Here is a 14,629-nt window from a genome sequence, read left to right on the forward strand (position 1 = left end):
GGCGGACGGTCAGCGGTGGTCGGTCTCGGCCGGGGCGGCGTCAACCTCGGCATCGGCCGGCCTCGGAATGAGGAAGGACGAGGCCAGGGCCAGCGCCAGGATGACCAGTCCGGCAATGATACCGGCGTAGTACCCGGTGGATCCGGCGCCGTCGGCCGGGGTGGCAGCCGTCTTCACCGCGTAGATCACGGCGAAGCTCAGGCCCGCGCCCAGATTGAACGCACCGGCGTTGAGGCCGGGCAGGAAGCCGGGGTTCTCCTTCGGGGAGAGCACGATGCCCAGTCCGTTGAGCATGATGTTGCTGATGCCGGCGTAGGTGATGCCGATCAGCACGGATACGCCCAGCAGCCCCAGCCGGGAGTCGCTGCCGACTATCAGGAGCATCAGGGCCAGGGTGATGACGGAGCCGATCAGGCCGATCCGCAGCACCTTGCCGTAACCCCAGCTGGCGGCCAGCCGGCCGGCGAGGGGCCCCAGGAACAGGCCCGCGAGGGCGTACGGCGTAAGGGTCCACCAGGCGGACTCCTCGGCGCCCATGCCGAAACCGACAACGCCGTCCTGCGCCAGGGCCGGGATGATGCCGTTGATCACGGCAAAGACGCCGGTCATGGTCAGCAGCGTGGTCAGCAGCAGGGCCCAAGTGGAGCGCTGCTTCAGCAGATAGGTGGCCACGAGCGGCTGCTCGGTGCGGTTCTCCACCTTCCAGAACGCCACGAAGGCGACTACGCCAATGACGATCAGGGCGATGACCAGCGGCCAGTTGGCGTCCGCCAGTTTGCCCGCCTCATTGAACGCGGTCAGGAGCGTGCCCACGGAAATGACCAGCGGAACAACGCCCACCCAGTCCATCTTTTCCTTCTTTTCGGCCCGGGATTCGGGGGCCAGGAAGAAGAGCAGGGCCGTGGCGACCGCACCGACAATGGCCATGGCCCAGAAGACGGACGCGAACCCGTGGTTTTCCGCAAGGTAGCCGCCGGCGACGGCGTCGACCCCTGCGATGCCGCCGTTGACGGCGGTGATGACGCCCATCAGGGTGCCGTACAGCTTGGGATCGCGGATCTCCACGCGCAGCATGATCAGCGTCAGCGGCACCACCGGTCCCGAAACGCCCTGGATCAGGCGGGCCAGGAAGAGGACCTCGATGCTCGGTGCCAGGGCGGCTACCACGGAGCCGATGGTCAGGACCACCAGCATCCCGGTGAGGACCTTCTTGCGGCCGATGATGTCGCCGAGGCGCGGCAGGAACAGCGAGAACAGTGCGGCAGCGGTGAAGAACGCGGTCTGCGTCAGGCCCACTGCCGCCGAGGTGGTTTCCAGTTCCTCCTCGATGCTGACCAATGCGGGGGAGAGCATGGAGGCGTTGAGCTGGAACGCCACGCAGGCGGCCAGCAGGGCGGCCATCAGTGCGCCGACATTTACCCGTCGGCGGGCGGTTTCAGTCACGAGTTCACCTCGATTTTGGCTCGGGCGGCATCGGGTTCGGCTGCCTCCGGATCACCACTGATGTCAGCAGGCTTGGGGATGAGGAAGGACGTGGCCAGGGCCAGGGCCAGAATGACTGCGCCGGCAATGATGCCGCCGTAATAGCCCTCGGTGCCGGACCCGTCCGTTACCGTGGTTGCCGTCTTCGCGGCGTAAATCACGGCGAAGCTCAGGCCGGCGCCCAGGTTGAACGCACCGGCGTTGAGGCCGGGAAGGAAGCCGGGGTTCTCCTTCGGGGAAAGCATGACGCCCAAGCCGCTGAGCATCACGTTGCCGACGCCGGCATAGGTGATGCCGACCAGGATGGAAATAGCCAGCAGGCCCAGCCGGGAATCGCTGCCGACGACCGGGAGCATCAGTGCCAGCGCGATGACCGAGCCGATGGTGCCGATCCGCAGCACCTTGGCGTAGCCCCAGCTGCCTGCCAGCCGTCCCGCGAACGGTCCCACGATGAGGCCGGCGAGGGCGTAGGGGGTGATGGTCCACCAGGCCGACTCTTCCGCACCCATGCCGAAGCCTACGGCGCCGTCCTGGGCCAGGGCCGGGATGATCCCGTTCATCACGGCGAAAACGCCGGTCATGGTCAGAACGGTGGTCAGCAGCAGGGCCCAGGTGGAGCGCTGCTTCAGGAGGTAAGTAGCGATGAGTGGCTGCTCGGTCCGGTTTTCGATCTTCCAGAACACCGTGAACGCGATGACGGAAATGACGATCAGGCCGATGACCAGCGGCCAGTTGGCTTCCGCCAGTTTGCCGGCCTCGTTGAAGGCCGTGAGCAGGGTGCCGACCGAGATGACCAGGGGGACAACGCCCACCCAGTCCATCTTTTCCTTCTTCTCGGCACGGGATTCAGGGATCACGGCAATGACGAGGGCGGCGGCAATGACGCCGACGACGGCCATGGACCAGAAGATTGATGCGAAGCCGTGGTTCTGCGCCAGATAGCCGCCGGCAATGGCATCAACGCCGGCGATGCCGCCGTTGACTGCGGCAATGACGCCCATCAGGGTGCCGTACAGCTTGGGGTCGCGGATCTCCACGCGCAGCATGATCATGGACAGCGCAACGGTGGGTCCGGAGACGCCCTGGATCAGCCGGGCCAGGAACAGGACCTCGATGCTCGGTGCGAGGGCGGCAATCACGGAGCCGATGGTCAGGACCACCAGCATTCCGCCGAGGACCTTCTTGCGGCCGATGATGTCGCCGAGGCGCGGCAGGAACAGGGAGAACAGTGCGGCGGCGGTGAAGAACGCCGTCTGGGTCAGGGCTACGGCAGCCGAAGTGGTGTTAAGTTCCTGCTCGATGGTGAACAGGGCGGGGGAGAGCATGGAGGCGTTGAGCTGGAACGCAACGCAGGCGGCCAGCAGAGCCGCCATCAGTGCGCCGACGCTCACCCGGCGGCGGGTCGTTTCACTCACAGTTCAACCTCGCCAATGCGCTGAAGGGCGTCCACAACCAGATCCCAGAACTTCCGGTGGTCCAGGTCCACGGCCACGGAGGTGTTGCAGTCTGCGGGGGCCGGCGCGCGGAAGTCCGCCACCGTCATCCCCAGTGTCAGGGTGCCGGTCAGTTCCACGTCCAGCGGGACGCGCCGGGTGGTCATGACGGAGGGGTCGATGACGTAAGCGACGGCGCAGGGATCATGCACGGGCGGGAAGTCGAAGCCCTGGGCATCCTTGTAGGCCTCGCCGAAGAAGTCGAGCAGTTCGCCGACGAATTTAGCGGGCTTCGTGCCGACGGCGGCGATGCGCTCGGCAACTTCGTCCGTAGCCAGTGCCTGGTGCGTGAGGTCCAGGCCGACCATGGTCAGCGGCCACTTCTCGTTGAACACGATGTGCGCTGCTTCGGGGTCGATCTTGATGTTGAACTCGGCCACGGCGGACCAGTTGCCTACGTGGTAGCCGCCGCCCATGAGGACGACTTCCTTGACCCGTTCGGCGATGCGCGGTTCCTTGCGCACGGCCATGGCGATGTTGGTCAGGCCGGCTGTGGGGACGAGGGTGACGGTGTTCGGCTCGTGTGCCATGACGGTGTCGATGATCAGATCCACTGCGTGGCGGGAATCCAGTTCGAGGGTTGGCTCCGGAAGCTCGGGACCGTCCATGCCGGAGTCGCCGTGGATGTCCGGGGCGTTTTCGATCGTGCGGACCAGGGGCCTGTCACAGCCCGCTGCGAAGGGAATGCCTGTGATATTTGCGACACGGGCAATTGCCAGTGCGTTACGTGTCACCTTCTCCAGGGTCTGGTTTCCGACGACGGTTGTCACCGCCAGGAGGTCGATCTCCGGGCTGCCGTGTGCCAGCAGCAGGGCGACCGCATCATCATGCCCGGGATCGCAATCCAGGATGATTTTGTGGGGCATTACGTCTCCGCTTCGTTGAGGTTCTAGCTCCGGGACCGCAGTTCCGGCATTGCGGCGTCCGGCTCCGGTACTCCTGCAGCGGTCCGCAGCGGTGCGGACATGGGGGAGTGCCTGCCTGGCACCAGAATTAACGATATAGACGTATTGCGGACCACTCCGCCGTGGCTCCTGCCGCGCACCGGCCGGAACTCCGTTCCGATTTGCCATCTGGCTGCGGGGAAATTATGCTGTCCGCCGCTCTTTCGCGGGCGGGGCGCGACGCCGGGCCGCTGCCTCCCTTCCAGCATGACCGAACGCCCCGGACCCCACCAGACGGCAGCTTGATTTGGGTTGCCGGTGCGACCTATTCGGGGGATGTTCCCTGCTCCGATCGGGGAGTCAAAGACGGCAGCCCCGCTCCGGGGAGAGCGGGGCTGCCGAAGATGCCCTTCAGCTACTTACCACCGGACCTTTCGCTCCCGCGGTCCCTGCCTGGTGGTCGCACGGGTGGGCTTGTGGTCTTTGCCGAGACTCTGCCAGCCGGGCAGGGCGGTCTCCGGGGCAGAGCCCAGCTGCTGGGCGCTCGCCTCGCTCAGCCGTGCTTCGGCCGCGGGAGCGAGATGGATCTCGACGAGCGGCAATACGGGTTGTGGGGCTTCGGGCTTTTTCTCTTTGGGTACACGCATGGTGTCCTCCAATGGCTCTGGGCCGTTGAGGTTATGTCAGGGACACCGTCCGGGCGTGCGGAAGGCACACCGGTTCTACCGGGAGGTTTTGGCTGGGCAGACGGACGGACTCGGAGGCAGTGCCTCAACAAGCTCTAATGGATGGTGTCTGCGGTGGGTTCGAGCGCGCGGCGCTACTCGAATATCAGTATTCCCATGCCGATGACCATAACAGTGCGCCGGTGCCCCGGATAGCCCTTTCCCAAAGAACCTGACGTATTAACGGTGACGACGGCGGCACCTGGGCCGGTGCCGCCGTCGCGCTGTTTAGCGAAGGATTAGAAAGTCAGGACAATTCGGCCGCGCAGGCCGCCGGCCTCCAGCCTGCGGTGCGCATCGGCAGCCCGTTCGGCGGGCAGGACGTCCGCGATCCGCAGGCTGAGCAGGTCCGCTTCGGCCAGCGCCCGCAGCCGGTCCAGCTTCACCCCGGAGGAGTACTCCTCGGCGACTCGGATCGGATGCACCGTAATGCCGCGGCCGGGATGCCCGTCCCACCCGCGTACGGTGGCGAACCCGCCGCCGTCGCGCACAGCGCCCGCTGCCAGCTCGTTCATCACCGCCGCATCCGCGACGGCGTCTACACCGTCGGGGAAAAGCTCCCGGATCCGGTCGGCAACGTCGTCGCCGCGCTCCACCACGTGGTCCGCCCCCAGTGCCGTTACGACCTCAGCGTCCCGCGGGGAGGCATCGGCAACAACAGTCAGTCCGGCCTCCTTGGCGAGCTGGATCAGATAGTTGCCGAGGGTTCCGGCTGCACCGGTGATCGCCAGGACCGAGCCTTCGGCAAGGTCCAGTTTCTCCAAGGTCTGCACCGCAGTCAGTCCGTTCATCGGCAGCGTGGCGGCGGCCTCCAGCCCGACGCCGGCCGGGATCCGTGCGATGGAGTCCGACGGTGCCACCAAGTACTCGGCATAGGCGCCCCGCCGTGCGGCCCGGGGCAGGGCCAGGGCCATGACTTCGTCGCCGATCCGCCAGCCGGCGCCCTCACCCACCTCGTCGACCACTCCGGCGGCGTCCATGCCCGGGATATAGGGCGGCTCCTGCCCGCCCATGTCCTGGGCGCCGGAGCGCAGCACGGTGTCGGTGGGGCTGACCGCGGCCGCGTGGACCCGGATGCGGACCTCGCCGGGGCCGGCATGGGGTTCGGGCACGTCGAGGACCTCCAAGACCTCGGGGCCGCCGAAGGCACGGATGCCAACAATCTTCATGGGGAACTCCTCTTACTTCTGCAGCGGGGCCGTGGGCCCCGGAATGATGCGCTGTTGTGCCAGCCGGTCGAAGAGCTCCAGGAACCGGTCTTCGGAGTCCAGGCAGTCGGCAAAACCTGCCTGGCGGGCCTTGATGGTGGAGGAGACGTTGTCGAACTCCGAGCGGAAAATGAAGTCGGCGAATTCCCAGCGCACCAGTTCTTCGTAAGGGATCTGTTCCAATCCGTACCGTGCGGTCATCTGCTTCCAGAGGGCACGGTACTGCGGCATTGCATCCGTCAGGGGCACGGGCTGTGGCTCTGCGTATTCCATGCCGAAGTACCTGGCGAAGGCCGGCCACAGCTGCCGCCAGCGGAACTGGTCGCCGTTGGTGATGTTGTAGATTTCCCCTGCGGCGGTGGGTTCCGAGCCTGCCCATGCGGCGGCGCGGGCCAGCAGCTCGGCGTCGGTGACCTGGTACAGGGCATCGTATGCCGCCACGGTGCCGGGGAAACGCAGCGGCTGGCCCAGTTCCTTGCTGATGCTGGCGTAGACCGCGATGGCCATCAGCAGGTTCATCGGGTTGCCGGTGGCGTAGCCGATCACGCCCTCGGGACGCAGCACGGTCAGGGTGAAGCCGCGCTCGGCGGCCACCTCGCGCAGCAGGTCCTCCTGGTCGTAGTAGAAGTTCGGCTGGATCAGCCGCGGATCCCGTTCCTTGGCCGGGGCGTTGAAGTAGCCCAGATGCGCGCCGTAGGCCTTCCCGCCCTGATAGAGCGTGACATGGCGCAGCGGAGCCCCGGCGGCGTGCAGGCCGTCCAAGGTGTTGCGCAGGAGAGCGGTGTTGACCTCGGACAATTCGGCCGACGTCGGACGCTCAATGTAGGCACCGAAGACCAGATGGGTGGTGTCCGCCGCCGGGGCCAGGCCTTCGCGGGCCTTGTCGGCATCCAGCAGGTCCACGGACAGATGCTCCCAGTCTGCGCCGGGCACGGGGCGGCGGCTGGCTCCGCGTACCTTCCAGCCACGGCGGGCATACTCGTCCGCGGCATGCCGGCCGATCACTCCGCCGGCGCCGGCCACGAGCACGACGCCGGCTCCCGAGTCGTGGGGCGGCGCCGCGGTGTGGGCCTGGTCCTGTTCGATGATGCCGGGCGTCGGGTTGGCGCCGGCATGTGACTCGGCGGCTGCTTCAGGGAAGGTTTCCATGGGTTCTCCTGTTGATTCCGTAATACCTGGTCAACGGCCAGTACCTCGACGATATCGATCATCAGCGTGCTTATGAAAATCCCGGGGGTTGCCGCATGGGGCGGACAATCCATCAGGCCTGTTCCAGGTTCCGGTCCCGGCCGGCTGGTCCGCTCCCTTTTCCTCACGGCTGGTCCTTTCCCAAAGACCCTGACGCATTAACGGTGACGACGGCGGCACCTGGGCCGGTGCCGCCGTCGCGCTGTTTAGCGAAGGATTAGAAAGTCAGGATCGTCCGGCCCCGCAGGCCGCTGGTCTTATCGTGCTCCGGACACTTTGTATTCCTTCTGGTCGAACCGGAACATGAAGGCGGCCATGGCATCGCGCTTTACCGGCTCCAAGGCGCGGTAAGTGCGGGTTCCATTGGCTTCGGTCCACCCGGTACTGATGCCTTGATCGGCCAGCCAGGCCATTTCCTTGTAAAACTGCTGGCCGGTGGTGACATCTGCAAAGGGCGAAATAGCCGGGGCGGTGTAGGCGGGGGAACCGGCCAAGCGGTACATGAAGGCGGCCATGGCATCGCGCTTTACCGGCTCCAAGGCGCGGTAGGTGCGGGTTCCATTGGCTTCGGTCCACCCGGTACTGATGCCTTGATCGGCGAGCCAGGACATTTCCTTGAAGAACTGTCTATTTACCGGCACATCCGCGAACGGGGAGACGTTCGGAGCAGCAAAGGACGGCTCGTCCGCAAGGCGGTACATGAATGCGGACATCGCATCACGCGCCACGGGATTTAGGGGACGGTACGTGCCGTCGTCCCAGCCAGTCGATATACCCTCAGCGGCCATCCAACGGATTTCCTCGGAAAACTGCATGTCAACCGGAACATCCTTGAACGGTGCTGTTACCGGCGTGGTGCTCCCTCGGACTATGGCGGTAGGGCTGGACGTAACCGCGGTACTGGCGTAGTCGGGTGCAGACCCAGTCACAGTGACAGTGATGGTGCTACCGGAATCGCCGATGTCGAGCTTATATCGGCTCGAAGTGGCCCCGGTTATGGCTTTGCCTCCACGGTTCCACTGGTAGGTGAACTGGACGCCCTTGTCCCAGGTCCCCGGGGCGGCGGTCAAGGTTTCGCCTACCGTGGGGGTTCCGGTGATGACGGGTCCGGACTGGTAGGCGACGGACCGGATGGTCACGTTGGCGGTGGGTGCCGTGGTGACGGAGGCGGAAGTGAATCCGGTTCTGCTGCCGGTAACCTTCGCGGAGATTCTAGTCCCAGTGTGGAAAGCCGTGAGTTTGAGGGATTTCCCGGTGGCACCCTCAATAGCCTTTCCGTCGCTCAGCCATTGATAGGACAGCGAAGCTTTGTCGCTCCATGTTCCCGGTTCGACGGTCAGTGTCTGTCCCTGGACTGCCGCTCCTGAGATGGCGGGCTTAACGAGGTTCTTGACCGTCTCGGCCGGCGCGGCGACAACTTGGACCGTAGGGTTGGACACGACCGTGAGAGGGTTGTAGCCGCGCGCTGAGGCCTGCACCGAAAAGGAGATGGCCGCGCCGATGTCTTCAGGGACGGGTGTGTAGGAGGTGGCACCCTCGGCACCGCTTATTTCCATACCGTCGCGGAGCCAGGTGTACTTAAGGACCGGATTCGCGTTCCAGCTTCCGGAATCCGGAACGATGGGTTTACCGACAATGGCCGTGACGTCTTTGATGGAGGGCTTTACCGTATAAGCCAGTTGCGGTGCCGGGATATCGATAGCCAAATCAATGCTCTTCGGAGACATTCCGGAAGCGCTTCCGGTGACGGTCACGGACGTATTCGTCTCAAAGTCTTGGATTACATGGGTGGGCCCGGTTTCGCCGGTGCTCCACAGGTACGTCAGCGTTGCTCCGTCGGTCCATTTCCCAGGGGCAACGGTCAGTGTCTCACCCCATGCACGAATGCCGGCAATTGTGGGCTCCTCGAAGATTTCCACCGATGTGGGTCGCGGAATTACCGGGGTCGCAGCGGAAAAGACGGTTGTGGTGCGGTAACCAGGTGCCGTCGCTGTCACTCCCACCCAGATATTAGTGCCGGGGGCGTAATTGACTCGAAGTGTTGCCTCGGTGGCACCGGGAATCTTCCATAGTTCGGCATACCACTGATAGGTAAGCTGGGTTCCGGCCGGCCAACGGGCTTCCTTCAACCCGAGGGTCTGTCCGTATGCTGCTGTTCCCAGGATGGCCGGTGTTTCGGCCGGCACGGGAGGCAGGGCGGTAGCGGCCAGGAATTCCTCCGCAGTGGCATAGGTTGCCTCCGGCACGGTGCGGTATGTATAGAAAGTTGTGGAACCCCATAGCCGTTCCCGCCCGTCGGTGGAAAGGCCTATTCCAATAACGTTGTCTTCCCGGCGGCTCATATTGTCATTGTGGCCAGGGGAGTTTATCCACTGCGTGACGAGTAGCGGCGCGTCGGCGGGGGAATTGTAGGCGATATTTTCGGAAGCTGAAGAGTAGCCTGACACCCGCAAATCTTTGTGGTAGCTGGTGGAATGCACCAGTAAACCGGTATCGGCCATATGCCGGGACCATTCCTGTGCAACGGCGGACGCGTTGACTCCTATGCGCAGGGCAGGAAGTCCCTCGCTCTTGCGGAACGCGTTGATTCCGTTGAAGACATCTATGATCTGTTGTTCGCTGGCTGTCCACGCTGCGGGTTTCAGCACCTGTGCTTCAGTGGCTCCTGCGGGAGCCGCCATGACCGGTGGCGCTGCGCTGACAGTTCCGAGCGTAATCAAAACAGCCATGAGAAAGGCACCGGCTGCCACTGCAGTCTTGTCCATGCCGCGGCCGGGCAGAAAGGTTTTCCGGCGGAAGTGCATAAATGGTGCCTCTCGAAAAGGGGGTAAATAATAAGTTGCGCTAAAAGATGTGCGAATGGAAATGTACCAGCACCGAATAGGCTTTCCCGTGCAACACGTTCCAAATACCGGGACTTTATTTATCTACGGATGTCAGAGCCTGCCGCGTAGGCTGGAAACGTGAACACTCTTACGCTTCCGGACCGCAGCTGGGCCGAAACCGCCATCCGACGCATCGAGGCCGAGGGGGCACGCTCGGCTGACACGCACCTGTTCCAGGTCCCGGTCCCGGCCGGCTGGTCCGTGCAGATCTACCTGAAGGATGAGTCCACCCACCGCACCGGCAGCCTCAAGCACCGGCTGGCCCGCTCCCTCTTCCTCTTCGGCCTGGTCAACGGCTGGATCACCGAGGGCACCACCATCGTGGAGGCTTCCAGCGGTTCCACTGCCGTCTCGGAGGCTTACTTCGCCCAACTCCTGGGACTGCCGTTCGTGGCCGTGATGCCGCAGACCACCAGTGCGGAGAAGATCCGGCTGATCGAGCACTACGGCGGGCGCTGCCACTTCGTCCAGGAGCCTTCCGAGGTGTACGCCGCTGCCGAGGCCGTAGCGGCCAGCACCGGCGGGCACTACATGGACCAGTTCACGTATGCCGAACGCGCCACCGACTGGCGGGGCAACAACAATATTGCCGAGTCGATCTTTTCCCAGATGGCCCAGGAGGACCATCCGCTGCCGGACTGGATAGTGGTGGGTGCCGGTACCGGCGGGACAAGTGCAACGATCGGCCGCTATATCCGCTATCACCGGTATCCCACCCGGCTGGCAGTGGTGGATCCGGAGAACTCCGCATTCTTCCCCGCCTGGCAGAACCCGGGGGAGCCCGCGGCCGGAAGGCCCTCCCGGATTGAGGGTATTGGCCGGCCCCGGCCGGAACCCAGCTTCGTTCCGGCGGTAATCGACCATATGATCCAGGTCCCCGACGCCGCCTCGGTTGCCGCCTCGCGGCACCTGCGGCGAATCACCGGACTGCATGCGGGACCCTCCACCGGCACCAATCTCTGGGGTGTCTGGCAGTTGGCCGCAGCAATGGAAGCGGCCGGCCGTGCCGGAAGCATCGTCTCGCTTGTGTGCGACTCGGGGGACCGGTACACCGCGTCCTACGGCGACGACGCCTGGTTGGAGTCCCGCGGGCTGGATCCGGCCCGGGCCACGGCCGTGCTGGAGGAACTGTTCCGGACCGGGCGGTGGCCTGCGGGCTGATCCGCTCCGGGCGGACCGCGGCCGGAGCAATGGCGGCAGGCACCGCTCCTTGATCGTTATTGAGAATTGTTGACAATCGTGTTTACCAAAAATACCGTGTGTGTGACCTAGCTAACTTTTTACACGGAAACCGGGGAATGACAATGAAGCCAATTCTTAGGGTGCTCGCCGCCTCCACTGCGGTCCTGGCTCTGGCCGCCTGCGGCTCGGGGTCGCCCAGCGGGGAGGCCGAAGACACCGGCGAGGCCGGTGGCGGTGAGCTCACCCAGGTGACGGTCGGAGTCATTCCCATCGTCGATGTTGCCCCCATCTACCTCGGCGTCCAGGAAGGCTTCTTCGAAGAGGAAGGCCTGGAGCTGGAACTGCAGCCGGCCCAGGGCGGCGCGGCCATTGTTCCGGCCGTCATGAGCGGCAGCATGGACTTCGGCTTCAGCAACATTTCCTCGATGCTGGTGGCCAAGTCCAAGGGCCTGGATGTGCAGGTGGTGGCCGCTGGAGCGGCGTCGACAGGCGAGGACGGCGCCGATTTCGGCGGCATCCTGGTCAACCCGGATGCCGGGATCGAGACGGCGGCGGACCTCGCTGGCAAGAAGGTCGCCGTCAACACGCTCAACAACATCAACGACACCACCGTCCGGGCCTCCGTGCGCAAGGCAGGCGGTGACCCGTCGGGCATCGAGTTCGTGGAACTGGCCTTCCCCGATATGCAGGCTGCCCTGGAACGCGGCCAGGTGGACGCCATCCAGGTGGTGGAGCCCTTCCTGACCGGCGGCCAGAACGCCGGGTCCACGCCGATCGCTTCCAACTACGTGGATACCGCGGAGGACCTGACCGTCGCAGGCTACTTCACGACGTCGGCGAAGGCCGAGGACGATGCCGAGACGGTGGAGAAATTCACGGCGGCCATGAACAAGTCCTTGGAATACGCGGAGGAGAACCCGGACGCCGTCCGCGAAGTCCTGCTCACCTACACGAAGATCGACGCCGAGACCGCGAAGGCACTCACCCTGCCCAGCTTCACCACGGAAATCAATCGTGCCGGCGTGGAAACGCTTGCGGAGCTTTCGCTCAGTGACGGTTTGATCAGTGAAGAGCCGAAGCTGGATGAGTTGCTGCCGTAATGAGTACTGACGTGCTGGAACCCGGCCGGGCTGCGCAGCCACGCGCAGCCCGGCCGGGTGCGCGCCGCCCAGTGCCGAAGCCGGTGCTGGGCCTGGCCGGGGTCCTTGGCTTCCTGCTGATCTGGGAACTGGTTCCACGAGTCGGCCTGGTCCAGCCCCGCTTCCTGCCCCCTGCCTCGGAAGTCATCATCGCCCTCGTCCGGGACTTCGGGCTGACTGCCTTCTGGGTGGCCGTGGGGCACACCCTGATGGCCTGGGCCATCGGCCTAGCAGCCGCCGTCGTCGCCGCCGGCATCCTGGGCCTGGTGATCGGCATGAGTCCGTTCCTGCGCCGCTTTACCAACTCCACCATCGAGTTCCTGCGCCCGGTTCCCTCCGTTGCGCTGATCCCGCTGGCCGTGCTGCTGTTCGGCGTCAAAATCGAATCTTCTTTGATGCTGATCATCTATGCCTGCTTCTGGCAGGTGCTGATCCAGGTGCTCTACGGGGTGGCCGACGTCGACAATGTGGCAACGCAGACGGCGCAGTCCTACGGCTTCTCCAAGCTGCAGCGGATCCGGCATGTGGTGTTTCCCACCGTGCTGCCGTACCTGATGACGGGCATCCGTCTCGCGGCCTCCGTGGCGTTGATCCTGGCCATCACCGCCGAGCTGATCATTGGCTCGCCCGGACTCGGGCGTGAGATTGCCGATGCCCAGTCCGGCGGTGCCATCTCCGGCATGTACGCGCTGGTGCTGGCCACCGGCCTGCTGGGCGTGGCGATCAATATCGTGATGCGCCAGGTCGAGCAGCGCCTGCTGTCCTGGCATCCGTCCGTCCGCGGAGAGGTGGTGCTGTGAAGACGCTCAAGAGTCTTGGCTACGTGGTTGCGCTGCCCCTGCTGCTGGTGCTCCTCTGGTGGGCTTCCACCCGCGGCGAACCGAACTTCTTCGTGCCCACGCCCTCCGCCCTGGTGGATGTCTTCGGGCCCACCTGGTTTGAGGGGCGGATCACCGGGGATGTCCTGCCGTCGGTGGGGCGGCTGCTCGCGGGGCTCGCCATCGCGATCATCCTGGGCATCGTCGTCGGGCTGCTGGTGGGCTTGAACCGGACACTGCGGGCGCTGACCGAACCCGTGTTCGAGTTCTTCCGTGCCCTGCCGCCCCCGGTGCTGGTTCCGGTGCTGATCCTGCTGGTGGGCCTCAACGACGGCATGAAGGTTGCCGTGATTGTGGTCGGCTGCATCTGGCCGGTGCTGTTGAACACCATCGAAGGGGTCCGCTCCATCGACCCGGTGCAGAACGAAACGACCCGGTCCTACGGCATTTCCGGGCTGAACCGGATCCGCTACCAGGTGCTGCCTTCAGCCGCACCGACGATCATGGCAGGCATCCGGCAGTCGCTGTCCATCGGCCTGATCCTCATGGTCATTTCGGAGATGTTCGGTTCCTCCTCGGGGCTGGGCTTCACTATCCTGCAGTTCCAACGGTCCTTCGCCATCCCGGAAATGTGGTCCGGCATCCTGGTGCTCGGCCTGATCGGCCTGGCCCTGTCCCTGATCTTCCAATGGTGCGAACGGCGCGTGCTGCGCTGGTACCACGGCCTTAAAGAGGTAGAAAATGCAGCCTGACGCCATCTCCGCCAAAACAACTCCGGCGCCGGCGGCCGCCACACCGTCCGGGCGTACCCTGCCCGAAGGGGAAGCGCTGCTTTCGGTCCGCGGGCTGAAAAAGGTCTACTCCACCGACGGCGGCCCCATCGAAGCCGTCCGCAACCTCACCTTCGACCTGGGCCACGGCGAGCTGGCCTGTCTGGTCGGTCCCTCCGGCTCCGGCAAAACCACCCTGCTCAAGTGCATCGCGGGACTGCTTGGAGCCACCGAGGGCGAAGTGCTGCTGGACGGCAAGAAGGTGACGGCACCGCCCAAGAAAATGGCTGTGGTGTTCCAGGAATACGGCCGTTCCCTGTTTCCCTGGCTGCGGGTTGCGGACAACGTGGAACTGCCCCTGAAGAACGCCGGCGTGCCCAAGGCGGAACGCCGGCAGCGGGTTGCCGACGCGCTGGAAGCGGTGGGACTGGAGCACGTGCCCAAGTCCTATCCCTGGCAGCTGTCCGGAGGCATGCAGCAGCGGGTGGCCATTGCCCGCGCGGTGGCATACCAGCCGGAGGTGCTGCTGATGGATGAGCCGTTTGCCGCCGTCGACGCCCAGACCCGTGCCGATCTGGAGGACCTTACCCGGCGGCTGTGGAAGGACCTGGGCATGACCATCCTGTTCGTCACGCACGACATCGACGAATCCGTGTACCTCGGTGAACGCGTCATCATCCTGTCCTCCTCGCCAACCGTGGTGCAGGAGGATATCCGAATCGATCTCCCGGAGGACCGCGACCAGCTGGAGACCCGGGGAATGCCGCGCTTCACGGAACTGCGCCACCACGTCTACGAGCAGATCCAGCTCGCCAAGAAGGGCCACCGGCCGGACGCGGCGCGCTGAATCCGCTA

General features: G+C 64.8%; 12 protein-coding genes. 5 read left to right on the plus strand and 7 right to left on the minus strand.

Annotated elements, in window-relative coordinates:
- Positions 1–9: 9 nt before the first annotated feature.
- From NNX38_RS11895 to NNX38_RS11925, 7 genes are all read right to left on the minus strand, one after another.
- A complete protein-coding gene (locus tag NNX38_RS11895) occupies positions 10–1,443 on the minus strand; it encodes an MFS transporter (protein ID WP_255798195.1) in 1,434 nt (477 codons plus the stop codon).
- Positions 1,440–2,897, minus strand: coding sequence for an MFS transporter (locus NNX38_RS11900; protein WP_255798196.1), 1,458 nt, complete (start codon positions 2,895–2,897; stop codon positions 1,440–1,442). Before NNX38_RS11900 ends, NNX38_RS11895 begins: the two co-directional genes overlap by 4 nt.
- Positions 2,894–3,841 (minus strand): nucleoside hydrolase, encoded by a 948-nt coding sequence (locus tag NNX38_RS11905; protein WP_255798197.1) that lies wholly within the window; start codon positions 3,839–3,841, stop codon positions 2,894–2,896. Before NNX38_RS11905 ends, NNX38_RS11900 begins: the two co-directional genes overlap by 4 nt.
- A gap of 437 nt (positions 3,842–4,278) precedes the next feature.
- Complete coding sequence (locus tag NNX38_RS11910; RefSeq protein ID WP_255798198.1) at positions 4,279–4,506, minus strand: hypothetical protein; 228 nt, start codon at positions 4,504–4,506, stop codon at positions 4,279–4,281.
- Positions 4,507–4,823: 317 nt separating this feature from the next.
- On the minus strand, positions 4,824–5,753 hold the full coding sequence (locus tag NNX38_RS11915) for an NADP-dependent oxidoreductase (RefSeq protein ID WP_255798199.1): 930 nt from the start codon (positions 5,751–5,753) through the stop codon (positions 4,824–4,826).
- 12 nt (positions 5,754–5,765) lie between these two features.
- Positions 5,766–6,941, minus strand: a complete 1,176-nt coding sequence (locus NNX38_RS11920) for an SDR family oxidoreductase (RefSeq protein WP_255798200.1) — start codon at positions 6,939–6,941, stop codon at positions 5,766–5,768.
- Between the two features lie 296 nt (positions 6,942–7,237).
- The gene (locus NNX38_RS11925) at positions 7,238–9,745 is read right to left on the minus strand and encodes a CAP domain-containing protein (protein ID WP_255798201.1); all 2,508 of its coding nucleotides are present in this window, start codon (positions 9,743–9,745) and stop codon (positions 7,238–7,240) included.
- 198 nt (positions 9,746–9,943) lie between these two features.
- Between NNX38_RS11925 and NNX38_RS11930 the strand changes: the two genes are divergently transcribed.
- The 5 genes from NNX38_RS11930 (at position 9,944) to NNX38_RS11950 (ending at position 14,621) form a co-directional block, all read left to right on the plus strand.
- On the plus strand, positions 9,944–11,026 hold the full coding sequence (locus NNX38_RS11930; protein WP_255798202.1) for a PLP-dependent cysteine synthase family protein: 1,083 nt from the start codon (positions 9,944–9,946) through the stop codon (positions 11,024–11,026).
- A gap of 143 nt (positions 11,027–11,169) precedes the next feature.
- Positions 11,170–12,147 carry an ABC transporter substrate-binding protein gene (locus tag NNX38_RS11935; protein WP_255798203.1) on the plus strand — a complete coding sequence of 326 codons (978 nt, stop codon included), beginning with the start codon at positions 11,170–11,172 and terminating at the stop codon, positions 12,145–12,147.
- Positions 12,147–12,986, plus strand: coding sequence for an ABC transporter permease (locus NNX38_RS11940; RefSeq protein WP_255798204.1), 840 nt, complete (start codon positions 12,147–12,149; stop codon positions 12,984–12,986). Before NNX38_RS11935 ends, NNX38_RS11940 begins: the two co-directional genes overlap by 1 nt.
- Entirely contained in the window at positions 12,983–13,756 is a 774-nt protein-coding gene (locus NNX38_RS11945; protein ID WP_255798205.1) for an ABC transporter permease, read from the plus strand. Before NNX38_RS11940 ends, NNX38_RS11945 begins: the two co-directional genes overlap by 4 nt.
- Positions 13,746–14,621 (plus strand): ABC transporter ATP-binding protein, encoded by an 876-nt coding sequence (locus NNX38_RS11950; RefSeq protein WP_255798206.1) that lies wholly within the window; start codon positions 13,746–13,748, stop codon positions 14,619–14,621. The genes NNX38_RS11945 and NNX38_RS11950 overlap by 11 nt, the downstream gene beginning before the upstream one ends.
- Positions 14,622–14,629 lie beyond the last annotated feature (8 nt).

Source organism: Arthrobacter sp. zg-Y238, from assembly GCF_024385525.1.
Lineage (GTDB): Bacteria > Actinomycetota > Actinomycetes > Actinomycetales > Micrococcaceae > Arthrobacter_B > Arthrobacter_B jinronghuae.